Origin of the sequence: Emcibacter nanhaiensis (genome assembly GCF_006385175.1) — a bacterium.
GTDB lineage: Bacteria > Pseudomonadota > Alphaproteobacteria > Sphingomonadales > Emcibacteraceae > Emcibacter > Emcibacter nanhaiensis.
In genome coordinates this window covers 88,991-112,395 of the sequence record NZ_VFIY01000005.1, presented here as the reverse complement: position 1 = coordinate 112,395, position 23,405 = coordinate 88,991, and the positions used below count along the sequence as shown (strand labels likewise).

22 protein-coding genes and 1 tRNA gene are annotated in these 23,405 nt (G+C 60.8%); 12 read left to right on the top strand and 11 right to left on the bottom strand.

The features are described from left to right. Window positions 1-6 precede the first annotated feature (6 nt). The 5 genes from FIV46_RS04470 to tsaD form a co-directional block, all read right to left on the bottom strand. Window positions 7-666, bottom strand: a complete 660-nt coding sequence (locus tag FIV46_RS04470) for a glutathione S-transferase family protein (RefSeq protein WP_139938840.1) — start codon at window positions 664-666, stop codon at window positions 7-9. Between the two features lie 84 nt (window positions 667-750). Then, window positions 751-1,137: a Rieske (2Fe-2S) protein gene (locus FIV46_RS04465; protein WP_139938838.1), complete on the bottom strand. Its 387-nt coding sequence runs from the start codon at window positions 1,135-1,137 to the stop codon at window positions 751-753. Beyond that, entirely contained in the window at window positions 1,137-1,430 is a 294-nt protein-coding gene (locus FIV46_RS04460; RefSeq protein WP_139938836.1) for a YciI family protein, read from the bottom strand. Before FIV46_RS04460 ends, FIV46_RS04465 begins: the two co-directional genes overlap by 1 nt. A 16-nt stretch (window positions 1,431-1,446) precedes the next feature. Continuing rightward, window positions 1,447-2,442: an NAD(P)H-dependent glycerol-3-phosphate dehydrogenase gene (locus tag FIV46_RS04455; RefSeq protein WP_139938834.1), complete on the bottom strand. Its 996-nt coding sequence runs from the start codon at window positions 2,440-2,442 to the stop codon at window positions 1,447-1,449. Window positions 2,443-2,476: 34 nt separating this feature from the next. Then, window positions 2,477-3,574 carry a tRNA (adenosine(37)-N6)-threonylcarbamoyltransferase complex transferase subunit TsaD gene (tsaD, locus tag FIV46_RS04450; protein WP_139938832.1) on the bottom strand — a complete coding sequence of 366 codons (1,098 nt, stop codon included), beginning with the start codon at window positions 3,572-3,574 and terminating at the stop codon, window positions 2,477-2,479. 92 nt (window positions 3,575-3,666) lie between these two features. Here tsaD and hemC point away from each other — a divergent pair, with 92 nt between their 5' ends. The 5 genes from hemC (at window position 3,667) to FIV46_RS04425 (ending at window position 8,151) form a co-directional block, all read left to right on the top strand. Continuing rightward, window positions 3,667-4,626, top strand: coding sequence for a hydroxymethylbilane synthase (hemC, locus tag FIV46_RS04445; protein ID WP_219845877.1), 960 nt, complete (start codon window positions 3,667-3,669; stop codon window positions 4,624-4,626). A 4-nt stretch (window positions 4,627-4,630) separates the two neighbouring features. Continuing rightward, on the top strand, window positions 4,631-5,356 hold the full coding sequence (locus FIV46_RS04440; protein WP_139938831.1) for a uroporphyrinogen-III synthase: 726 nt from the start codon (window positions 4,631-4,633) through the stop codon (window positions 5,354-5,356). 2 nt (window positions 5,357-5,358) lie between these two features. Continuing rightward, window positions 5,359-6,633 carry a COG4223 family protein gene (locus FIV46_RS04435; protein ID WP_139938829.1) on the top strand — a complete coding sequence of 425 codons (1,275 nt, stop codon included), beginning with the start codon at window positions 5,359-5,361 and terminating at the stop codon, window positions 6,631-6,633. Next, window positions 6,630-7,901, top strand: coding sequence for a heme biosynthesis HemY N-terminal domain-containing protein (locus FIV46_RS04430; protein ID WP_139938827.1), 1,272 nt, complete (start codon window positions 6,630-6,632; stop codon window positions 7,899-7,901). Before FIV46_RS04435 ends, FIV46_RS04430 begins: the two co-directional genes overlap by 4 nt. 174 nt (window positions 7,902-8,075) lie before the next feature. Beyond that, window positions 8,076-8,151: transfer RNA gene (locus FIV46_RS04425), tRNA-Thr, on the top strand. 13 nt (window positions 8,152-8,164) lie between these two features. Here FIV46_RS04425 and FIV46_RS04420 read toward each other — a convergent pair. Then, window positions 8,165-8,740: an FMN-dependent NADH-azoreductase gene (locus tag FIV46_RS04420; protein WP_139938825.1), complete on the bottom strand. Its 576-nt coding sequence runs from the start codon at window positions 8,738-8,740 to the stop codon at window positions 8,165-8,167. 142 nt (window positions 8,741-8,882) lie between these two features. Here FIV46_RS04420 and FIV46_RS04415 point away from each other — a divergent pair, with 142 nt between their 5' ends. Continuing rightward, window positions 8,883-9,794 (top strand): LysR family transcriptional regulator, encoded by a 912-nt coding sequence (locus FIV46_RS04415; RefSeq protein WP_139938823.1) that lies wholly within the window; start codon window positions 8,883-8,885, stop codon window positions 9,792-9,794. Between the two features lie 41 nt (window positions 9,795-9,835). Here the strand turns inward: FIV46_RS04415 and FIV46_RS04410 are convergent, their stop codons facing one another. The 3 genes from FIV46_RS04410 to FIV46_RS04400 all read right to left on the bottom strand — a co-directional run bounded on the left by FIV46_RS04410 (window position 9,836) and on the right by FIV46_RS04400 (window position 12,731). After that, entirely contained in the window at window positions 9,836-11,290 is a 1,455-nt protein-coding gene (locus tag FIV46_RS04410; protein ID WP_139938821.1) for an NAD-dependent succinate-semialdehyde dehydrogenase, read from the bottom strand. Window positions 11,291-11,409: 119 nt separating this feature from the next. Then, window positions 11,410-12,048, bottom strand: coding sequence for a ChrR family anti-sigma-E factor (locus FIV46_RS04405; RefSeq protein WP_139938819.1), 639 nt, complete (start codon window positions 12,046-12,048; stop codon window positions 11,410-11,412). Next, the gene (locus FIV46_RS04400) at window positions 12,045-12,731 is read right to left on the bottom strand and encodes a sigma-70 family RNA polymerase sigma factor (RefSeq protein WP_139938817.1); all 687 of its coding nucleotides are present in this window, start codon (window positions 12,729-12,731) and stop codon (window positions 12,045-12,047) included. Before FIV46_RS04400 ends, FIV46_RS04405 begins: the two co-directional genes overlap by 4 nt. Before the next feature lie 236 nt (window positions 12,732-12,967). On the opposite strand from FIV46_RS04400, the gene FIV46_RS04395 reads away from it, so the two are divergent. Beyond that, on the top strand, window positions 12,968-13,534 hold the full coding sequence (locus FIV46_RS04395) for a UbiX family flavin prenyltransferase (RefSeq protein WP_139938815.1): 567 nt from the start codon (window positions 12,968-12,970) through the stop codon (window positions 13,532-13,534). A gap of 8 nt (window positions 13,535-13,542) precedes the next feature. Further along, complete coding sequence (locus tag FIV46_RS04390) at window positions 13,543-14,844, top strand: MFS transporter (RefSeq protein ID WP_139938813.1); 1,302 nt, start codon at window positions 13,543-13,545, stop codon at window positions 14,842-14,844. Window positions 14,845-14,902: 58 nt separating this feature from the next. Here the strand turns inward: FIV46_RS04390 and FIV46_RS04385 are convergent, their stop codons facing one another. Further along, window positions 14,903-16,702, bottom strand: coding sequence for a phosphoenolpyruvate carboxykinase (GTP) (locus FIV46_RS04385; protein ID WP_139938811.1), 1,800 nt, complete (start codon window positions 16,700-16,702; stop codon window positions 14,903-14,905). A gap of 425 nt (window positions 16,703-17,127) precedes the next feature. Between FIV46_RS04385 and FIV46_RS04380 the strand changes: the two genes are divergently transcribed. Genes FIV46_RS04380 through FIV46_RS04365 form a run of 4 tightly spaced genes read left to right on the top strand, consistent with a single transcriptional unit; the run spans window position 17,128 to window position 21,238 of the window. Next, on the top strand, window positions 17,128-18,387 hold the full coding sequence (locus tag FIV46_RS04380) for a glycosyltransferase family 4 protein (RefSeq protein ID WP_139938809.1): 1,260 nt from the start codon (window positions 17,128-17,130) through the stop codon (window positions 18,385-18,387). After that, window positions 18,384-19,583, top strand: coding sequence for a glycosyltransferase (locus FIV46_RS04375; RefSeq protein ID WP_139938807.1), 1,200 nt, complete (start codon window positions 18,384-18,386; stop codon window positions 19,581-19,583). The genes FIV46_RS04380 and FIV46_RS04375 overlap by 4 nt, the downstream gene beginning before the upstream one ends. Then, complete coding sequence (locus FIV46_RS04370) at window positions 19,576-20,268, top strand: glycosyltransferase family protein (protein ID WP_139938805.1); 693 nt, start codon at window positions 19,576-19,578, stop codon at window positions 20,266-20,268. Before FIV46_RS04375 ends, FIV46_RS04370 begins: the two co-directional genes overlap by 8 nt. Window positions 20,269-20,275: 7 nt before the next feature. Continuing rightward, complete coding sequence (locus FIV46_RS04365; RefSeq protein WP_139938803.1) at window positions 20,276-21,238, top strand: hypothetical protein; 963 nt, start codon at window positions 20,276-20,278, stop codon at window positions 21,236-21,238. Here FIV46_RS04365 and FIV46_RS04360 read toward each other — a convergent pair. Next, window positions 21,226-23,397 (bottom strand): reductive dehalogenase domain-containing protein, encoded by a 2,172-nt coding sequence (locus FIV46_RS04360; protein ID WP_139938801.1) that lies wholly within the window; start codon window positions 23,395-23,397, stop codon window positions 21,226-21,228. The two genes, FIV46_RS04365 and FIV46_RS04360, sit on opposite strands and share 13 nt — an antisense overlap. Between the last annotated feature and the right edge of the window lie 8 nt (window positions 23,398-23,405).

Sequence of the window (23,405 nt, the reverse complement as noted above, 5' to 3'; positions counted from 1 at the left end):
TACTCCTTACTTCACAATCATATTAGCGCCGGTTTTGAGGGTTTCCGCCTGCTCGGCCCGAGGCGGGATCGTGACCCCCTTGGCAAAGGACGGACGCTCCTCTAGCCGATGTAGCCAGGCCTTGAGATTGGGAAAATCGTCGATTTCCAGCCCGGCCCAGGCATAACCGCGCACCCACGGCCAGGTGGCGATATCGGCGATGCTGAGCTCGCCGCAGATATAATCCTTGCCCTCAAGCTGCCCTTCCAGAACACCGTACAGGCGGAGCACCTCCTTCTGGTAGCGGTCGATGGCCGGCTGGATCTTTTCCGGGAAATAACGGAAGAACACATTGGCCTGGCCCTGCATGGGGCCGATGCCGCCCATCTGGAACATCAGCCACTGGATGACGTCATAACGACCCTTGGTGTCGGCTGGTATCAGTTTGCCGGTCTTTTCCGCCAGATAAAGCAGGATGGCGCCGGACTCAAAAATCGTCAGGTCGTCATTGCCCCGGTCGATGATCGCCGGCACGCGGCCGTTGGGATTGATTTTCAGATAGTCCGGCGATTTTTGCTCGTTCCTGTTGAAGTCCAGCTTGTGGACGGTGTAGGGCAGTCCGAGTTCCTCCAGCGCGATGGAAATCTTGTAGCCGTTGGGGGTGGCCGCTGTATAGAGGTCGATCATGGGATGCTCCTTTAAAGTAATTAACTGCTGTCGACTTTATCTGGCGTCCCATAGAAGCCGATCAACCACTTCACAAAAAGATGATCACAGCACGATAATCCTGCCGTCTTCCAGACCGACCGCCACCGACTGCAGGGACCGGCCGCGACAGGGACCGGCCATGCACAGGCCATCTTCCACCTGGAACAGGGCGCCGTGGAAATTGCACAGGAAGTATTGCCCGCTTTTTTCCGTGAACACCCCCTCTTTCAGGTTCAGCGGCACATACATATGCGGGCAGGCATTCTGGTAGGCAAAAATCTCGCCCCCGCGACGATAGACAAAGAACTCGAACGGCTCCTTGTCGGTGCCATATCTGAACTCCCGGCCCTTGCCGTCTTCAATGTCCGCCAGGGCACAGAGCACCGCACCGGCGCCCGGCCCATTGGCAACGTCACGGAGATAGATGTCGAACTCTTTGACGTCTGACATCACTTTTCGAGCCAGGTCCCCAGTACCGGATTAAACGGCAGGATCCGCACCTTGTCGAACAGGCCGGCTTTGGCGTAAGGGTCATTGGCCGCGAAGTTCTCCGCCGCCGCCGTGTTATGAACCTCGACGACAATCATGCTGCCACAGGGCTTTGGTTCATCTTCTTCAGTCAGAATTGGCCCAGCCAACTTTACTACGCCCGATTTCTCCGCATAGTCGAGATGATCGGGACGCACGGACATGCGCAGGTCCAGGCTGTCGGCCTTGTCATAGGCCAGGATTACAAAATGCATAAGAATTTCCTTTTAATCAGAACATCTCTTCCTTGCTGATGGGACGGCTGAGCAGTTCGCTAATAACGTCATCCAGCTTCTTGTCCCCGTGCAACAAATCATAAACCGCCTTGGCCACCGGCATATCGATTTTTTCCTCGGTGGCGATGCGGTAGAGGATTTCCGAGGTATAATAGCCCTCGGCCACGGTTTTGCGGTTTTTCATAATCTCGGCGATATCCTTGCCTTCGCCCAAGGCCATGCCCAGCGACATATTGCGGGACTGGGGCGAGGAACAGGTCAGGATCAGGTCGCCAAGGCCGGAGAGGCCAACCATGGTTTCCGGATCGGCGCCGCGGCTTTCGCCGAAACGGACCATCTCCGCCAGCGACCGGGTGATCAACGCCGCCCGGGCGTTTTCCCCCAGCTGCTTACCGGCCACCACACCGCAGGCGATGGCGAACACATTCTTGACCGCGCCGCCGATTTCGGCGCCGACCACGTCCCGGGACAGATAGGGCCGGAAGGTGGGCTGGCCGATGGCTTCCGCCAGCGACTGGGCCAGTTTCTGGTATTTGGAGGCAATGGTCACGGCTGTCGGCAGGCCCCTGGCGGCCTCGAGGGCGAAGCTTGGCCCGGACAACACAACAAGCGGGTTCTTGGGCATCACCTCCGCCATGACGTCACTGATCAGTTTGCCGCTGGACTGTTCGATCCCCTTGGAACAGAGCACCACCGGCACACTTTCCTTGAGCGTTTTTGACAGGTCGGCCGCGACGAGGCGGACAAACTGGGCCGGTGCCACCATCAGCAGGAAGTCCGGGGTATCCAGCTCGGCAAAATCGGCGACTGCTTTAATGTTAGACGGGATCTCCACACCGGGCAGGAACAGGCTGTTTTCCCGTTGCTCATTGATCGACGCCACCACTTCCGGCTCCCGGGCCCGGATCGTGACCTCGTTGCCGGCCCGCGCTGCGGTAATGGCCAGAGCGGTTCCCCAGGCACCGGCGCCCACAACTGCAATTTTTCCCATCTGACGTGTCCTTTATGGTTATTATTTTTAAACTTCAGGCCTTTACTCCGGCGCCAATGGCGGCCGGGGCGTCCGGATCCAGCGGCCAGCGCGCCCGGGCGCCGACAGAGAGGTCATCCACCTGCCCGAGGCGCAGCCGTTCCACCCCGGCCCAGGCGATCATCGCCCCGTTATCGGTACACAGTGCCGGCGGCGGGGCGACAATGGAAAAGCCGCGCTTGCCGCAGGCACGCTCCAGTCCCTCGCGCAGGTAGCTGTTGGCGGCAACGCCGCCCGCCACCACCAGAATATGCTGGTCCGCCTGATGTTGTTCAAGGAAAATATCCAGCGCCCGCGAGACCCGGTCGATAATCGCCTCGGTCAGCGCCAGCTGGAAATCAGCCGCCAGGTCATAGACATCCTGCTGGGTAATCTGTTGTCCCAGTTTCTCCACCTCGCGGCGCACCGCGGTCTTGAGGCCGGAGAAGGAAAAGTTGCAATCGGGCCGGCCCTTGAGCGGCCGCGGCAAATCGAACCGGCCGGGAGTGCCCAGTCTGGCGGCCTGTTCCACCGCCGGGCCGCCGGGATAGCCCAAGCCCAGCAGCTTGGCGGTCTTGTCAAAGGCTTCGCCCGCCGCATCGTCAATGGTGGTGCCGAGCCGCTGATACTGCCCGACGCCCTTGACCACCTGGATCTGGCAGTGGCCGCCACTAACCAGCAGCAGCAGATAGGGAAAGGCCACCTCTTCCGTCAGGCGCACTGACAGCGCGTGGCCCTCAAGGTGATTGATGCCCATGAAGGGAATATCGCAGGCCCCGGCAATGGCCTTGCCGGTCATCAGCCCGACCATCACCCCGCCGATCAGGCCGGGGCCGGAGGTGGCCGCCACCGCATCGAGGTCAGCAAAGCTCACGCCGGCCTTGTCCAGCGCCTCACGAATAATGTCGTCAAGATGATCGATATGGGAGCGGGCGGCAATTTCCGGCACCACGCCGCCGTAGGGCCGGTGCTCATCGAGCTGGGACATGACCACATTGGACAGGATGCGGCCGTCGCCGCTGACCACTGCCGCCGCCGTCTCGTCACAACTGGTTTCCAGCCCCAACACGAGAGGGATTTTCTGATCGGAATGTTCCGGATTATTAATTGCCATTTCCACTGGTACTGCTTTGGATTATATCCTACAAACACCTATATAAGGCGTTTGGCCGCAAGAAAAAAGGCTCTAACATCCGGGGACCGTCCGTGCAACAAAAGCTTGGAGAGAAAAACATCCGTATCGGCACACGGGGCAGCCAGCTTGCCCTGGCCCAGGCCCATGAGACCAAAGAGCGGCTGCTGGCCGCTCATCCCGACCTCCGCGAAGAACAGATCGAGATTGTCGTCATGTCGACCAAAGGCGACCGCATCCTTGATAGGCCGCTGGCGGAAATCGGCGGCAAGGGCCTGTTCACCGAAGAAATCGAAACTGCTTTGCTGGCCGGCGACCTGGACCTTGCCGTGCACAGCCTCAAAGATATGCCGACCGAACTGCCGGACGGGCTGGAGCTTGCCGCCTATCTCGAGCGCGAAGACGAGCGCGACGCTTTTATCTCCGCCAAGGCCAACAGCCTGTCGGACCTGCCGGCCGGCAGTGTGGTCGGCACCGCATCCCTGCGCCGCCAGGCCCAGACCCTGGCGCTCAGGCCCGACCTCAAGGTGATCACCTTCCGCGGCAATGTGCAGAGCCGGTTGCGCAAACTGGAAGCGGGCGAGGTGGACGCTACCTATCTGGCCATGGCCGGGCTCAACCGGCTGGCGCTGGAGGACGAGCGGGTCCATGCGCTGGCCATCGACGAGTTGCTGCCCGCCGTCGCCCAGGGCGCCATCTGTATCGAGATCGCCAGTGATAACGCCCACGCCCGCGCCCTGGTGGCACCACTGAACCATGCCCCCACCGAACAGCGGGTAGTGGCCGAGCGCGCCTTCCTCAATGAACTTGACGGCTCCTGCCGCACCCCCATTGCCGGCCTCGCCACCCTCGACGGTGACCGGCTGCATCTGCAGGGACGGCTGCTGGACCTGGACGGCACGGAAATGTATGAAGACAGCCTCGACGGCCCGGCCAGTGAGGCAGAGCGGATCGGCCGCGAGCTGGGCCGCAAACTGAAGGCTGCCGCCGGGCCCGCCTTTTTCGACAAACTGAAAGCAGCGGGCGGGGCCTGAGGTCATGCGGTTCCTGCTGACACGCCCCCTGCACGACAGCCGCATCCTGGCGCATCTGCTGGAGGCCCGGGACCATGAGGCGGTGATCGAACCGATGATGGAAGTCCGCTGCCGGCCCTTCGAGCCGCCGACCGACCCCACCAGCTATCAGGCGGTGATCTTCACCAGCGCCAACGGCGTGCGTGCCTTCCGCCATCATTTTCCCGACAGTATCCTGCCGGTCTATGCCGTCGGTCCGGCCACCGCAACGGCAGCCCGCGAGGCCGGCTTCAGCGACATCACATCCGGCAGCCGGGATGTGGAAAAGTTGGCCCAATTGATCGCAAATGATCCCGAGCTGGACAACAGCCGGCCAGTGTTGCATGTGGCGGGCACCCATGTCGCCGGCGAGTTGAAAAAGTTGCTGCAGAAAGTTGGCATCGAGCTCGAGCGCTGGGTACTCTATGAGGCGGAAAAAGTGAACCAACTTTCCGGCACTACTCTGGAAATGTTGGATCAGGGGAAAATCGACGCCATCCCCTTTTTCTCGCCGCGCACGGCGCGGATCTTCCTGGAGCTGGTGCGCGCCGCCGGGCGGGAAGAGACATTGAACCAGATCAAGGCGCTTTGTCTTAGTGCTGCCATACTGGATGTGATACAGTCGGTGAACTGGCAGGCAATCCGGGTGGCGCCGGAGCCGAACCAGAACAGCCTGTTCAGGGAAATAAATATAGAGCTTGAGGAAATTTGACCATGGCCGAGAACAATTCCCCAGATATGGAGAGCTCAACGGACAAGAAACCGGAAGCCGGCGCCGCGGAAGCCGCCACACCGGGCGCGGGAAAAACTGCAGCGCCCAAACCGGCTCCAAAATCCGCAGCCAGGGCCAACTGGTCGCTTCGGATTCTGATCCTCATCCTGTTGTTCCTGGCCGGCGGCGCGGCCACCCTCTATTTCCTGCCCTGGCTGGAAGGCCGCCTGCCGATCCTCACCCAGTGGACCGGCCACAGCCCGGCGGCAACCCCGGACCTGTCTGCCCTCAGCGATCTCGAAGCCCGGGTTGACCGCCAGGACCAGGCCATTGCCGCGCTGGAGGAACGGGCAAGAGGCTTTAACCTGAAACTGCAGCAGCTGGCCGAAGCCGGCGGCGCCGAACCGACGGCGGAACTGCTGAGCCGGATTGAAAAACTGGAACAACAGCCGGTGGCGGCAAAAAGCGCGGAAAAAACGGAAGGCGACCTGTCCCAGTCGGCCCGCATCGACATGCTGCTTGGTCGTATGAGCCAACTTGAAGCCTCCTTCGTGCCCCTGAGCAAGAACCTGATTGAGGCCCGGCAGGCGGAAGAAGAGCGGGCCGCCCTCAGTGCCGAAAACAGCCGTCAGAATGATCTGCTCAGCCAACTGGAAAGTCGTCTGGCGCAGGTGGAGGCCTTTGCCGCCAAGGGCAATCGCGGCGCCTCGCTGGCCTTCAGCCTGAGCCGGCTCCGGGATAAAGTTGTCTCTGGCGATGCCTATGCTGAAGAGCTGGCCACTTTCCAGAACCTGCTCGCCGGCACCAGCCTGGCCGACAACAGCGCCCTGCAACAGGCGCTCGGCACCCTGGAGGGGCGGGCGGAAACCGGCCTGACCAATGCCATGGAGCTGAGGGAAAAATTTGAACGCCTGATCCCGGCCCTGATCCGGGCGGAACAGACCACGGCCGACGCCGGCTGGTGGCAGAAGGTGCTGGACAGCTTCCGCAACCTGATTACCATCCGCGACAAGGACGCCACCGCCGGAGAAGCCTTTGACGCCCTGCTGCGCCGGCTGGAGGAAAATCTCGCCGCCCTCGACCTCGAAGATGCGCTGGCACTGGCGGAAAAACTGCCGAAACGGGTGCAGGAGGTTTTGAAGGACTGGATGTTCGAGGCGGAACTGTGGCTCAACTCCCGCGAGGCCCTGGCCGAGATCGAGAAAGTGGCCGGTGAGAACCTGCTCGACATCCCCGCCGCCAAAACGGACAGCACGTCGGAGGAAACCAGCCTATGACCCGCCTGACCTTTTATATTATCCTCGGCGTGCTGATTGCGCTCGGCGCCGCCTGGGTGGTGGCCCAGCCCGGCGACATGGTTCTGACCTGGCGCAGCTGGGAACTCAGGATGTCCTTCGCCACTCTGGCGATCATTGGCCTGCTGTACAGTGCGGCCCTGTGGCTGCTGTGCCGTTTCTGGCGCGCCCTGCGCAACGTCAATCCGTTCAACTCCCCGGCCCGCCAGGCTGCCCGCCGCCGCCGGGGCCACGCCGAACTGGACCGCGGCTGGTCGGCGCTCGCGCTCGGCGATGAAGTCGCCGCCCTGAGGCATGCCCGCCATGCCAAAGTGGACCTGCCGGAAGAAAACGGTCCGCTGCTGCTGCTGAGCCACGTTGAGGCGGAAAAGCGCCGGGTGGCGATCCTCGAGGACCTGCGCGCCAAGCCGGAAACCGCGCCTTATGCCCTCAACACCCTGCTCGATGAGGCCATGGAGGAAGAAGACTATGTGCTGGCCCTGTCGCTGGCGCGGGAGCTCACAGCGCTGGCGCCCACCAACCGGCGCATCCTCAAGAAACTGTTTGATATCGAGGTCCATCACGGCAAATGGGAAGCGGCGTCGGAGACCCTGAAAACTGCGCGCAGGAACAAGGCCCTGGAAGCCGCGGAGGTTGCCCACCTGGACGCGCTGCTGTCCTATGTCCAGGGTGTGGAGGCGGATGTCTCCGGCCAGCGCGGCGACGCCCTCGATCTGGCGCTGGATGCCCAGAAAAAGGACGCCTCCTTTGCCCCGGCGGCCCAGCTCGCCGCCCGCATCCTGCTCAGTCGCAAAGACGGCGGCCGGGCCCGCAAGGTGCTGGAAAAAGCCTGGAAAGAGCATCCCCTGCCGGAACTGGCCGAGCTGTTCCTCGAACTCGAGCCCATGGAAAGCCCGACCGAGCGGCTGCGCCGCGTGCAGCAGTTCATCAAACTCAATCCCGACCACCGCGAAAGCCTGCTGCTGCTCGCCGGCCAGGCCATCGAGGCCCAGCACTGGCCGGAAGCGCGCCAGGCGCTGGACCGGCTGGTGAAAGAGGACCGGGCCACGGTCAGGACCTATAACCTGTTTGCCCGGCTCGAGCAGAAACAGAAGAAGGACCAGATCGCAGCCGAGAAATATCTGGAGAAGGCACTGACTGCAAAGCGCGACGGTCACTGGCATTGTTCCGAGTGCGGCCACCAGCCCCGGCATTATACCGCCAACTGCCCCGACTGCGACCAGTTCGACGGGCTTGAGTGGGTGGAGTAAACGCCGACCGGCGGCTCACGAAAAAAGCGCGGACAGGCTGATTTTTGCTCTTGTGCAGTCCCTCGAAACTGCTTATTTTACCGCCCGGTTATGAAGCTAACCGGGGTGTGTCATTCGCGCTCGCGCGAACCACACCCCTTCTTCACCGGCCATAAAACCGGCAAGTCACCCCGGGCCGCTGTAGCTCAGTTGGTAGAGCAACGCATTCGTAATGCGTGGGTCGTAGGTTCAAGTCCTATCAGCGGCACCATCTTTCCTTCCGCTCAGGCGGCCAGGTTGACAATGTCCTGCTTCGCCGCCGCGATCGCTTGCTCGGCATTTTCCGGGCTGACGGCCACGCCCTCGGCGCGGATGAATTCCACGTCGGTAATCCCGAAAAAGCCGAATACCGTCTTGAGGTAGCTTTCCTGGTGATCCAGGGCGGCGAGGCCGCTGTCTTCGCCGTAATAGCCGCCGCGGGTCGAGGCCACAATCACCCGCTTGCCGCCGGCCAGGCCCTCGGGGCCGTTTTCCGTATAGTGGAAAGTCTTGCCCGCCACCGCCACCCGGTCGATCCAGCTTTTCAGCTGGGCCGGGATGGAGAAATTATACATGGGGGCGCCGATCACCACCACATCGGCGGCGAGGAACTCCTCCACCGTCTGCGCGCCCATGCCCTGTTCCGTTTCATCGCTGAAGGAAGCGCTGGAGAGATAGGCAAAGGGCTCGCGGTCCAGGTCATAATAGGTGACATCAAGGCTGCCGTTGTCCTGTTTCAGCCGCTCAACAATGGCCGCCGTCAGCTGGCGGGAAACGGATTTGTCGCTCATGATGCTTGAATCAATATGCAGAAGTTTCATCGCTCTATCCTTTCCGTGATCCTTCACAATCTGTCTGTATCGTCTCTATCGGCAGAAGATATAGATATTCTGTTAAATTGATAATATACTCATATCGAAAATTACTCATTCCATTAGGTTAATAATAAGCGATACTCGGCCCATGGATCATCTGTCCCGCATCAGCATCTTTATCGAGGTCGCCCGGCAGGAAAGCTTCGCCGGGGCCGCGCGCACCCTCGGCATCACCAGTTCGGCGGTCTCGAAACAGGTCCAGAACCTGGAACATACCCTGAAAGTGAAGCTGCTCAACCGGACCACCCGGCGGGTGTCGCTGACCGAGGAAGGGGCGCTGTTCTATGAGCGGGCGAGCCGGGCCCTGGAGGACATCCGCGAAGTCACCGAGCAGCTCAACGAACTCAAGACCACCCCCCGCGGCCGGCTGCGGGTCAATGTGCCCATGGCTTTTGGCAACAGCTACCTGAAGGGGCCGATCGCCGCCTTTGCGGTGAAACATCCGGAAGTCACCCTGGACGTCGCCTTCGACGACCGGCTGATCAATATCGCCGAGGAGGATTATGATGTGGTGGTCCGCATTGGCGTGCTGGAGGATTCGAGCCTGATCGCGCGCAAGCTGGCCGCCTGTCCGATGGTGGTCTGCGCCAGTTCCGACTATCTTGAACGACATGGCACCCCGCAAACCCCGGAAGAGCTGGTCCGGCACAATGTGCTGGCCTATACCCGCAACAAGGGGGCCCACGACTGGCGCTACAAGGGGCCGGACGGCCGGGAAGGCACCGTCAGCCTCACCAGTACGTTCCGGGCGGATAATGCCGCGATGATGATCGAAGCCGCCTGCCAGGGCATCGGCATTATGATTACGCCGGCTTTTTACCTGAGCGACAAAATCTCAAGCGGTCAGCTGGTGCCGCTGCTGGAGGGCTATACTTCCCGGCCGGAACGCAACCTGTACGCCATCTTCCAGCCCAACCGGTTCCTGTCGACCCGGCTTCGGCTGTTTGTCGATTATATAGCAAAATGTTGCGAACGGGATTTCCCGATGACGGCGGCGTAAACCGCCCGGCGTCAGATCCCGCCCCCTTAAATCCCGCCTCCCTAAATTCCACCCATGCAGAGGTATTTCAGTTCCAGGTAATCGTCGAGGCCATAGCGGGAGCCCTCACGGCCGATGCCGCTTTCCTTGACCCCACCGAACGGCGCCGCCTCGTTGGAAATAATGCCTTCATTGATGCCGACCATGCCGTACTCGAGCGCCTCGCTGACGCGCCAGACCCGGCCCATGTCCCGGGCATAGAAATAGGAGGCGAGGCCGAACGGCGTGTCATTGGCCATCTCGATGGCTTCCTGCTCGGTGCCAAAGCGATAGAGCGGCGCCACCGGACCGAAAATTTCCTCGTTGAAGATGTCCATTTCCGCGGTCACATTGGTCAGGATCGTCGGGGTATAAAACTGGCTGTCGCCGTCGGTGCCGACGCCACCGGCCAGCGCCGTCGCCCCCTTGTCCAGGGCGTCGCGCACCAGGCCGTTCACCTTGGCCAGGGCCGCCCGGTTGATCAGCGGCCCCACATTGGCGCCTTCCACGGTATAGGCGCCGGTTTTAAGCCCGGCGACAGCCTCGGCCAGCTTGTCAGCAAAAGCGTCATAGACCCCGTCCTGCACCAGGAGGCGATTGGCGCAAACGCAGGTCTGGCCGGCGTTGCGATATTTACTGGCCATAGCGCCGGCCACCGCCGCATCCAGATCGGCGTCATCAAACACAATGAACGGCGCATTGCCGCCCAGCTCCATGGACACTTTCTTGACCGTGCTGGCCGACTGCTCCATCAGCAGCTTGCCGACCCGGGTGGAACCGGTGAAACTGATCTTGCGCACGCTGGGATTTGACGTCATGACACCGCCGATGACCGCCGCATCGGTGCCGCAGACCACACTGAACACCCCGGCCGGGTAACCGGCCTGTTCCGCAAGCTCTGCCAGGGCCAGGGCGGACAGCGGCGTTTCCTCGCTGGGTTTGACCACAATGGGACAACCCACCGCCAGCGCCGGCGCCACCTTGCGGGTGATCATGGCGCTGGGGAAGTTCCAGGGGGTGATCGCGGCCACCACGCCGACCGGCTGCTTGAGGGTGATGATGCGTTTGTCGTTGGCAAAGGTCGGGATCACGTCGCCGTAGGCGCGTTTGGCTTCTTCTGCATACCATTCCAGATAGGAGGCGCCGTAGGCGATCTCGCCCCGGGATTCCGCCAGCGGCTTGCCCTGTTCGGCGCTGAGGATCACCGCCAGGTCTTCCTGGTTATCCATGATCAGCTGGTGCCAGCGCCTGAGCAGGGCCGCCCGCTCCTTGGCCGTGGTCATTTTAAAGCTGGCGAACGCCTGTTGCGCCGCGGAGATGGCGCGGGCCGTCTCGGCCGCGCCGCAATCGGCCGCCCGGGCGAGCTCGGCGCCGGTGGCCGGATCGGTGACAACAAATTCCCTGCCGTCATCGGCGTCACACCATTGGCCGTTGATATAGGATTTGGTGCGGATCAGGGTCTGGTTCTTGAGTTCCATGAGAGGCCTCCCGGGGAAAAATATTGACGTCAAATCTCAGACAACCGACCCTAAACGATAACGGCCGGACAATACAATATTTATGTCGGCCTTTTATCCAATCATCAATGAGGTGACGACTATAGCCCGATCAGCGGCTGGGCGATGCGGGCGATCAGGGAATTGAACCGGAGCGGCGCTTCGGTCAAGACCAGGCAGATACAATCCTCGCCGGGATCAATTACCGGCTGATGGATTTTATCGTCATCGGCCAGGTCCATGTCGCCCGGACCGAAACTCTCGGCGCCGCAGTGGTAACGGCCGCGGAGCACCAGGGTCATCTCCACGCCGCGGTGGCCATGCTCGGGAATGGTGATCCCGCCCGTGGCGCGCAGCAGCCACAGCCGCTCGCCACGGGGCCCGGTCCAGAGCCGGACATTTTTCAGGCCCGGCCCCATGAAACGCCAGTCAAGATCCTCGAGCCCGCACCCGAGATAATCGGCCAGGGGCGCCGGCAAGCCGGTAATCTTGACCTGCGGACGTTCTTCCGGTTCCGCTTCCGGCAGCCGGGAGAGGATTTTATCCAGCAGGCCGTCACTCACCGGCATTGTTGCAGATGTCTCCAGCAGGGCGCCGCCGACCGCCTCGGCTTCACTGACCTTGCGGCGGACTTCCGGACGCATGGCGGCCTGGGTGGCAACCAGCAGGGCGTGCCCCTGATCAAGGCCGCCGGCCGCATAGGACAGAATCCATTCGTCTGTAACCAGAGCGTTACTCATATTATCGTCTCTCTGTGTTCCCCAAGCGACTGTCTCAATTTGCTGACCGCCAGCCGGATCCTCGATTTCACCGTCCCCAGCGGCAGGCCCAGCGCCTCGGCGACTTCGGTATGGGACATTTCCTCCAGGAAGGCCTTGGAAATCACCTCGCTCAGTTCGGGCCGGAGACTGTCTATGGCCTGCCGCACCGCGTCCGCGGTCTGGCCGGCGGCCACCAGTTCATCGGTTTCATTATCGTCAACCATCTGCGGCAGATGATCGTCTGCATCGAGCTCAATCACTTTCTGCCGCCTGATTTTGTCGATGTGGCTGTTGCGGGCCACGGTAAAGATCCAGGTAGAGACCCGGGCTTTCGCCGCGTTATAGCTGCCGGCCTTGCGCCAGATCTTGAGCATGACCTCCTGCAGCAGGTCTTCCGCGGCCTGTTCATCGAGCTTGCGGCCCATGAGGAAACTCTTCAGCCGCGGAGCGAACAGCTCATACAGGCAGACAAAGGCGTCGCGGTCGCGATGGGTCGCAATCCGCTCCAGCAGTCTGGCTCCTTCCTCCTGATCCCGGTCCCCGGTAATGGCTTTTTTCTCCAGCGGGAAAATTTTGTCCCTTCGCTTGACGGGTGGATTTTTTGCCCCGGGGCGACGTGCCAGAAGCTGGCTCGGTATCTCTGCCACAGCACTTAACGTCATAACAGTGGTACGATGCGGCACCCACCCCGGATCACAAAGCGGCAAAATATTTCCGCCCTGAATCTGATCTGCCTGCAAGCCTATCCCGTAACAGAGTGGCCTGCAATAAATTGTGGGCCTGGGTTGCATGTATATAGCGCGCCGACAGAAATTTCCCGCCTTACCGTCAATGCGTATCCCTGTGCCATATTGCAAACAGGCGGGGGAGGGTGTAAGGCTGGAGCATGGACAAGAAAATGAAACTGATTATCGGCATCGCCGGCGCCAGCGGCGTCATTTACGGTATCCGGCTGCTGGAAGCGCTACGGGAGCTGGACCAGGTGGAAAGCCATCTGGTGATGAGCAACACCGGGCGCATGAATATCGGCCTCGAGACCGACTATGACGTGAAGAATGTCGAGGCCCTGGCCGATGCGGTGCATAAAAATTCCAACATGGCCGCCAGTATCGCCAGCGGCTCGTTCCGGGCGGACGGCATGATTGTCGCCGCCTGCGCCATGAAAACCCTGTCGGATATTGTGCACTCGCGCGCCGACACCCTGCTGACCCGGGCCGCCGACGTGACGCTCAAGGAACAGCGCCGGCTGGTGATTATGCCGCGGGAAACGCCGCTGCACACCGGCCACTGCAAGCTGATGTATGAGGCCAGCCTGCTGGGCGCGGTGATCGCCCCGCCGATGCCCGCCTTTTACACAAATCCGCAAACGATTGATGACATCATCAATCATTCGGTGGGGCGGGTACTCGACCTGTTCGACCTGGACACCGACCTGGTCACCCGCTGGCAGGGCCCTACGGAATAAATAAAACCATGAACGACGCCCCCGACACCAAAGCCTACTCCCCGCAAGGGGAGGTAACCGAACGGCGCCGCAACCGCAGCTTTGCCTGGTTGCTCGGCGGCGGCTTCATCAGCCTGCTGGGGGACCAGTTTTCCCTGATCGGCCTGCCGTGGCTGACCCTGAAGCTGACCGGCGATCCCTTGGCCCTCGGCCTGATGATGGCCACCATCGGCCTGCCCCGGGCCGCCTTTATCCTGATGGGTGGGGCCTTTGTCGATAAATTCTCGCCCAAGAAGGTGCTGCTGATTTCAAAATATATAAGCACGCTGCTCTTGGGGAGTTTGGCCTATCTGATTTACACCGAGTTGCTGACCCTGCCGATGCTCTACGGACTTGCCGCCGGTATCGGCCTCGCCAGCGCCTTTGCCTTCCCGGCCGGCCCGGCGATGCTGCCCTTTGTGGTCAAGCGGGAACGGCTTCCCAAGGCCAACAGCCTGATGATGGGTATGCGCCAGGTCAGCATGTTCATCGGTCCCATGTTGGCGGGCCTGATCATTGCCGGCAGTGATAATTCGGCGAGCGCCGACTCTGCAGCCATGGAAGATGTGACCGGCCTCGCCCTAGTCTTCGCTCTCGACAGCTTGAGTTTCCTGCTTTCGGCCCTGACTCTCTTTATGGTCAGGGTGAAGGTCAAGGAGACCCCGGCATCGGGAAATGTTTTCGCCCTCTTGTTTGAAGGCATTTTGAATGTGCTGAAAGACGTGGAGCTGAGAAGCATGATGCTCTATGTCGGCCTGATCCAGATTTTTTCCATCGGTCCGATCCAGGTTGGCATGCCGGTGCTGGCGGAAAGCCGCCTTGATGGGGGCGCCGCCGCCTACGGCACCCTGATGGCCTTCAACGGGATCGGCATCCTGACAGGACTCATCCTGTCCGGCACAAAATGGTCACCCCCGTTCAAAACCCTGGGTGCACTGGTGCTCAGCGTGGATTTTATCCTCGGGCTTTCCCTGGCCGGGTTCGGCCAGATCACCAGCACCCTGACCGGCAGCATCTGGATGGCCATCGTCGGCATCTTGATCGGCTTCGTCCAGGTCAGGTTCTTTTCCTGGATCCAGCAAAGAACCCCGGAAGAAAAAATGGGCCGGGTCATGAGCCTGTTCCAGCTTATCGTCATGGGGTTGTCGCCGCTGTCCGCCTCGGTCGCAGGCTGGATCCTGGTCCGGGTCGACGTCAGCTGGCTGTTCATCGGCTGCGGCACAATCCTGAGCCTGATCGCTGTGACCTCCATGTTTATTCCTACGATCCGCAACGCCGGCAGGGCAAAGTAAAATCATCCATAAAAAAGGCCTCCAGTCGGAGGCCTTTTCTTTTTGATTTCTAGTCAGATTAGGCGCTGAGGCGCTGCTTGGCCTGCTCGCGCTCTGATTCCAGAGCCCGGGGCAGATGCTCGCCCATTTTCTCGAAGTGGCTGATCACCTCTTCCACTTCCCGCTCCAGGCCTTCAAGCTCATAGGCCATTACTTTATCAAAAGACTCCTGGTCGAATTCAAGGCCGCTCCAGTTCAGGTCACCAAAGGACGGGATATCGCCCAGCGGTCCGGCTTCGGCATTCTTTTCCTGCCTGATGCGGCCGATGATCCATTCCAGCACCCGCATGTTCTGGCCGAAACCGGGCCACAGGAACTTGCCTTCCTCGTCCTTGCGGAACCAGTTGACCCGGAAGATCTTCGGCAGGTGTGCAACCTTGTCTTTCATGCTGAGCCAGTGGTTCCAATAGTCGCCCATGTTGTAGCCGCAGAAGGGCAGCATGGCCATGGGATCGCGGCGAATGGCGGCCTGGTTGTCGGCCGCGGCAGTGGCTTCGGAGCCCATGGTTGCCGCCATATAGACACCCTGCTCCCAGCTCGAGGCTTCATAGACCAGCGGGAAGTTTGTGCTCAGGCGGCCACCGAAAATAAAGGCGTCGATCGGCACACCGTTGGGGTCTTCCCAGTTGGGGTCGATGCTCGGGCACTGGCTGGCCGGGGCGGTAAAGCGGGCGTTGGGATGAGCCGCCGGACGATCGCTGTCCGGTGTCCAGTCATTGCCCTGCCAGTCGATCAGGTGCGCCGGGGCGTCGCCCATGCCTTCCCACCAGACGTCGCCGTCATCGGTCAGCGCCACATTGGTGAAGATGGTGTTGGAGGCAATGGTCTCCATGGCGGCCGGGTTGGACTTGTATGAGGTCCCCGGGGCCACGCCGAAGAAACCGGCTTCCGGGTTGATGGCGTAGAGTTTGCCGTCTTCTTTCGGCTTGATCCAGGCGATATCGTCACCGACGGTCCAGACTTTCCAGCCTTCATAGCCTTTCGGCGGGATCAGCATGGCCAGGTTGGTCTTGCCGCAGGCGCTCGGGAAAGCGCCGGTCACATAGGTTTTCTCGCCCTGCGGATTTTCAATACCGACGATCAGCATATGTTCGGCGAGCCAGCCCTCGTCGCGAGCCATCACGGAAGCGATCCGCAGGGCAACACATTTCTTGCCCAACAGGGCGTTGCCGCCGTAACCGGAACCATAGGACCAGACTTCGCGGGTTTCCGGGAAGTGGGTGATATAGCGGTTGTCCGGATCACAGGGCCAGGCCACATCCTGCTCGCCCTGTTCCAGCGGATGGCCGACAGAATGAAGGCAACGGATGAAATTGCCGTTGCCAAGAATATCCAGAACCTTGCTGCCGATGCGGGCCATAATATACATATTGACCACCACATAGGGAGAGTCGGTCAGCTGCACGCCGATCTGGGCAATGTCTGATCCCAGCGGTCCCATGCTGAAGGGAATGACATACATGGTACGGCCATGCATGCAGCCTTTGTAGAAGCCTTCCATCTCGGCGCGCAGTGCCTTCGGTTCGCGCCAGTTGTTGGTCGGGCCGGCATCTTCTTCTTTTTCACTGGCGATAAAAGTGCGGTCTTCGACACGGGCCACATCCCGCGGGTCGGAACGACAGAGGAAAGATCCCGGCCGCTTTTCTTCATTCAGCTTGATAAAGACGCCCTGATCAACCAGTTCCTGACACAGCCTGTCATATTCTTCCTTGGAACCGTCACACCAGTAAATGTCTTTCGGTTCACACAGGGTGGCCAGTTCTTCCACCCACGAGATGAGGGCCTGGTTGGTCACATTCTCAGGTACATTCAAATTCATTCGTCCGTTTCCCTACAGCTTTGAGCAAGAATTTGGTGAAATTCTCTAAAACAATAAAAGGGAGAAGCCAGTAGCGGAAAAGACCGGTCTGCCGGCCGGGCATATAAAAGTACGCGGCCAGTAAGTTCTCCCATTGCAGCATATATAGATTTCGTCACATCACGGGGTTAAATTGTCCGCTCCCACTGGACAGCCCTGCTTCTGAGGCAGACGAAAAATAATCATACATACTCACGATCTTCTAAGCCATGGCCAGACTATATGTCAAGGAAGACTCGACCCAAATAAACCTCGCTTTTCCGCCATTAAGGTTAACCGGCGCCCCCACGTAACCGTAACACCGGAAAACAGGGACGCCTATCATATTAGTTTCACATTGGCGTTCTACCGATAACCTGAACAGTAATAAGTGTCAGGGACGTCCAATGAAACAGGTCTACCAGGAGTATCTATCGCAGGACAATGGACAGAACCGGCGGCGGCGCAAGGTCGCTCTTTTCTCCGGCAACTATAATTATATCAAGGATGGTGCTGCCCTGGCGCTGAACCGGCTGGTGGCCTATCTCGAACGCAAGGGTTTTGAGGTGCTGGTCTTTTCACCGACCACCGACACGCCGGCGATCCGCGATTATGCGGGCACTGTGGTTTCCGTTCCCTCCATCCCGGTGCCGGGTCGCGGCGAATACCGGATCGGCCTTGGCCTGACCAGATCGGTGCGCGAACGGCTGGACGACTTTGATCCGGACATTATCCATTTGTCCGCTCCCGATTACCTGGGATATTCCGCCCAGAAATACGGCCTGGAAAACGGCCTGCCTGTGGTGGCCTCCTTCCATACCCGCTATGAAACCTATCTCCGTTATTACGGACTGGGCTGGGCGGAAAAATATCTGCTCAAATACCTGCGTTACTTCTACCAGCGGTGTGACCATGTCTATGTGCCGACAGAGTCCGTTGCCGAAATCCTGCGGGGAACTGACCTGGCCCGGGATATCCGGATCTGGAGCCGCGGTGTGGAAACCAATCTGTTCACCCCGGAAAGGCGCGATCTTAACTGGCGCCAGTCGCTGGGCATCCAGAACAATGAAATCGTCATTTCCTTTGTCGGCCGGCTGGTACTGGAAAAAGGCCTGGATGTGCTGGCTGATTTTTCCAGGCGGCTGGAGCGGCGCGGCCTGGCCCACCGCATTCTGGTGGTCGGCGACGGCCCGGCCCGGGGCAAACTGGAAAAAATGCTGCCCGAGGCCATTTTCACCGGATTCCTGCACAAGGAGGAACTGGCCCGGGCCTATGCTTCCTCGGACATCTTCTTCAATCCCAGCGTCACCGAAGCCTTCGGCAATGTCACCCTGGAGGCCATGGCCTGCGGTGTGCCCACCATCTGCGCCGACGCCAGCGGCAGCCGCTGCCTGGTCAAACATGAAGAGACCGGCTTTCTGGTCGATCCGGCAGACCGGGAAGGCTATGTGGACGCCGCCGAACAGCTGATCAGTTCCGCCAACCTGCGTACCGTCATGCGCCTGGCCGCCCGGGTCAACGCCCTGCGCCATGACTGGGAAAATGTCATGCGGGTGCTGCTGGGGCACTATATTGAAATCCTCGACCTGCCGGAAGAAACCCGGGAACAGGTCATCCCGGCGATCCCCATTGCCGCCGATCCGCTGCCGGGACACCTTCCGTCATGAAGCTGGTGGACATTGCCGAATTCTACAGCGACCAGGGCGGCGGTGTCCGCACCTATATCCAGCAGAAGCTGGCCGCGGCGAAAGTAGCCGGACATGACTGCCTGATCATTGCCCCGGGTCCCGAGACCCGCGAGGAACAACGTGACGGCGGACGCATCCAGTGGGTGGAAGCGCCGCCCATCCCGGTGGACAAACGCTATCACCTGTTCTGGAAAGCGGAGGAAATTCACCGCATCCTCGAGCGCGAACAGCCCGATGTGGTGGAAGGCTCCTCGCCCTGGCGCGGCGGCTGGATCGCCGCCACATGGCAGGACAAGCGGCCGCGCCCGGCAATAAAGAGCTTTTTCTTCCACCAGGACCCGGTGGCGGTTTATCCCCATACTTTTCTCGACCGCTTTATGAGTACGGACAGCGTCGATGCACTGTTTTTCTGGTTCTGGGCTTACCTGCGCAAACTGGGCCGGAAGTTCGACACCACCATTGTCGCCGGCGACTGGCTGGCCGAGCGGCTGCAACAACACGGGCTTGGCAATGCCCATGCCATCCCCCTCGGTATCGACGCCAGCGCCTTTTCCCCGGACAAGGGCTCGGAAGAGCTGCGCCGGGAGCTGCTGAAAAAATGCGGCATCAGCGATCCGGACGGCAAGCTGTTTATCTCGGTCAGCCGCCATCACCCGGAAAAGCGCATCGGCTGCCTGATCAGGGCGATCGACCGGGTCAACCGGGTGCGTCCGGTGGGGCTCTACCTGATCGGCGACGGCCCGGCCCGCACATCGGTTGACCGGCTGGCCCGCCGCCACAAGGGAACCTGTGTCGCCGGCTTTACCAAAGACCGGGACCAGCTGGCCAGAATCCTCGCCAGCGCCGACGGCATGCTGCACGGCAGCGCCGCCGAAACCTATGGCCTGGTGATCGCCGAGGGCCTGTGTGCCGGCCTGCCGCTGGTGGTGCCGAACCTCGGCGGCGCCGCCGACCTGGCTCGGCCGGACTATGCGGAATTCTATAAAGCCGGCGATGTTGCCGGCTGCACCGACGCCCTGCACCGCTTCCTGCTGCGGGACCCCGCGACAATGCGCCAGGCGGCCGGAGAGGCGGCAAAACAAAAAGTCATTCCGCCGGAGGAGCATTTCCGGCGGCTGTTCGCACACTATGAACAGCTGATCAAAAAGAAGCGAGACCCTGCAGAACATGACTGACAACAAGACCCGGCCGCTGAAGATTGATGTTCTGATGCTGGCCACGCCGAACATCGATTATTATGCCAAGGAAACCGTGGCCCAGTGGCAGCGCTATTGTGACCGCCATGGCTATACTTTCATTGTCTGCCGGGAACAGCTGATACCGGACATGCACATCAACTGGAGCATGATCGAGATGATGCGCCGCCGGTTCAGCCAAAGCGACGCCGACTGGCTGGTCAAGGTGGATGCCGACAGTATCATCCTGCGCGAAGAGGTCGGGTTTGAAGATATCCTCGCGCGTCACCCGGGCAGGGACATTTATTTCCCGGCCGATATTTCCAGTTATCTCAATATCCCGCTGCCGCTCAATCTGCGCGGCGCCGTGAAATACGGCACCCTGTTCCTGCCCAACGCCGGTTTCTGCATCATCCGCAACAACGAACTGGGCGAAGAATTTTTCACCCGCTGGCTGGAGCTGGCCCGGGGCGAACTGGCCCACCTGGCCGACCGGCATCCGCGCAACCAGAATGTCCTGTGGGAAGGGCTGTTCCGGCAGTATCGTGAACACATTCATCTGCTGAAAAAAGAAATCCTCCGGGTCGGCGCCGCCCCGCTGCTGGAGAAATTCCTCATTTCCACCGAAGACGCCGTCATCCTGCATGACAAGCAGCTGACCATGAAACCCGCGAGCGCGGATTGAACGGCCCATGACCGAAGAAAAAGTGACAGGCCTGAAGAAGCTGGGACAGACGCTGCACACCCATCTGCAGAAGCCCCGGGTGCGCCAGGGTCTGAAACTTCTGCAATGGCTGATGACCGGCCTGATCTTCCTCTATCTGATCTTTCGGGTCGAACAGATCGGCTGGGCCGAGGTGCGCCATGCCCTGCCCGCCGCGCCGCTGTTCTACCTGCTGTTTTTTGTCATCTACCTGTGCCAGCCGGCCAGCGAACTTTTGATTTACCGGCTGATCTGGAACGTGGGCCTGTGGCGCTGCTTCCCGGTTTTTGTGCGCAAAAAAATCTTCAATACCGGGGTCATGGGCTATTCCGGAGAAGCCTATCTCTGCTTCTGGGCGATCCCGCGGCTCGAGCTCAGTCAAAAGGAAATCTTTTCCACGGTCAAGGACAACAACATCCTGTCGGCGCTGACCTCCAACAGCATGACGGTGTTCCTGCTGGCGATCTTTTTCCTGACCGGCCAGATCAAGGTCATCACCAACGCCGATCCGTCGGTGACCAGCTACCTGATCCTCGCCGCCGTCATCACTGTGATCCTGGTGCCGGTGGTGATCCGTTTCCGCCGCCATATCCTGGCTCTGCCGCCGGTCATTGTACGCAAGGTGCTGACCATCCATATCAGCCGGCTGCTGCTGGTGCTGGGACTGCAGATCCTGCAATGGAACGTGGTGCTGCCGGAGGTGCCGGTGACCACCTGGGTGTTGCTGATCACTGCCCAGATGGTGCTGACCCGGATTCCGTTCCTGCCCAATTCGGAACTGATTTTCCTCGGCGTCTGCCTGTCCATGACCGGGTTTGTCAATGCACCGGAAGCCCGGGTCGCCGGCATGTTTGTCGCCGCCGGCGCCCTGACCCAGGGCCTGCACCTGCTGCTTTACGCTCTGACCTCGTTCGGGAACTTCCGGCCGGTGGCGCTACCTCAGCAATCCTGATTTTTGACCCAACCTCGGGGCGGCGTCGGATCGTAAAAGGCCGGCTTTGGACCACCCTTCTCTCTTCGTTCCCATGCTTTGGCGGGTGTTTCCAGCTTTCCGGCCTGAGCCAGCGCCGCCTTGCGGTCGACCGGAAACGGCTCCTCGAACTGGTCGCCCGGCGGCATCATGTCGGCGGTATAATAGGCGATCTTCTGCTTCGACGGGTCCAGCTTGCGGTCCACATCCAGGTCCCGCTCGTTAACTCCTTTGGGCGGCAGGATCGCTTCGCCGTCCACCACTTCCAGATCGATCCACCATTTTTTCACCAGGTTGCGCTGGCCATGGCCGAGCAGGTCGTCGATTTTCGCCGCCGCCGGCGCCATCAGCGGTTTGAGCGGCTTGACGTGGATTCCCATCCAGCTCGCAATCCGGGTCAGCAGATTGCCTTCCCAGGTCACCACCTTGTTCAAGGGGCAGGTTTTCATGCAGCGGCCGCAGGCGGCGCCGCGCTGGTTGGTGAGCCGGTAACGGGTGCAGCGCTCGGCGTCGATCTTCCACATTTCATAGCCGTTGAACATAACCTTGTCGCCCCAGGGGATGGCGTCGCAGGGACATTCCCGGGCGCATTTGAAACAGCTGGAACAGAAGGTCTGCAGCCCGAAGTCGATCGGCTTGTCCACCTCGAGCGGCAGATCGGTGGTCATCACCACCGACTTGAAGCGCGGCCCGACAAAGGGATTGAGCACCAGTTCGCCGATGCGGCTGAGCTCACCCAGGCCGGCCTGCAAAATAAGCGGGATATGCAGCACGTCGGAATCCGCATTGGTCTGGGGCCGGGCGCCGAAACCGAGCTGCCGCAGGTGATCGGCCATCACCCCTGAGATTTCCGCGCCGCGCATATAGGCGCGCATGGACTGGGGACCGGAAATAAAGTCGTCGCCCGAAGCCCCCTCCATGGTCTCATAGCCCTGGTCGACCAGCATCACCACCGCATATTTGTGATAGGGCGCGATCTCGCGGCCGTCTTCCTTGTGGGAAAACCAGGCATAGCGCGGCACTTCACAGATGCCGACCAGGTCGGCGCCGAGGAAATAACCGAGCGATTTGAGGGCCCGGCTGTTTGCCGCCGGATCAAGACAGGCGGGATCCTGCTGGTCTGCGATCTCACCCTCCTGCAGCGGCACCATGTCGCGGATCGGCCCCAGCATGGACCAGGCCAAAGGCTGCTTGAAGGCGAAACGACCACGCTCCTTTTGCGCCTTGGGCCCCAGGTCGCCACGCAGGGCCCGCTCGAAAAAGGCCGCCCGTTTCGGCACCCGCGGCACCTCATCCTCCAGGATCAGGGTGGTGGGCTCGTCGACCCGCTGCACATCTTCCATGGGGTAGATGCTCATATGGCTCTGGCGTTTTTGTCGCCGGTCCCATTCGATACCCGGCACCGCGCCGCCGGCACCGAGATAATAGCCGAGCCCTTTGGCTTGCTTGAGGGCGCTGGCCGCCAGCGGCACATCGGGGGTGAGGGCATAATCGGTGGTGATGGCCGCCAGGGCAAAACAGTCGCCGAGGTAGGGGCTTTCGATGCCATTGTCGGTGCGCACCACCAGGCCCGCCAATACCGCAAGCCGCTCAAGATCCACCTCGCCCGCTTCGTCATGGACCCGGGCCGACCAGCCATAGATATTGATCTGTCCGGCGAGGCACAGGGCAATCTCCCGGGCCCTGAGCGCCGCGGCGGCAGGCTCGTTGCCCGCGACCCAGCCGTGGGCCAGGGTGCCTTCTTCCGGTGTCCGGCCGTATCTGACCAGCACCACGATGGCATGGCTGTGGGCCGGAGCCTCGACCCCGTCGAGCCAGCAATTTTCGCTGAGTTCGCAGATCCCCATGTGGCTGGCGTCGAGAAAATAGCCGCCGCCTTTCATGTCAGCGACCAGCTTGCGCGGATCCTCCGGCAGCGGCGCCCTGGTTTTGGCCGGCGGGCGTTCGCGGAAATTTTCAAACAGTTGATGATAGCGGATAATGGCCCGGCCCAGGCTGTTTTTTGCTGCACCCTCCGGGGATTTTTGCTGCACTTTTTGCCGCAGCATTTCTGCAGCAATTTTTGCGGGATCCCGCGGCAATCTTTCCAGCGCATAGGGCCCCAGATCAAAGGGACGGTTTTTATTGGAAAAGAATATCACCCTGATGT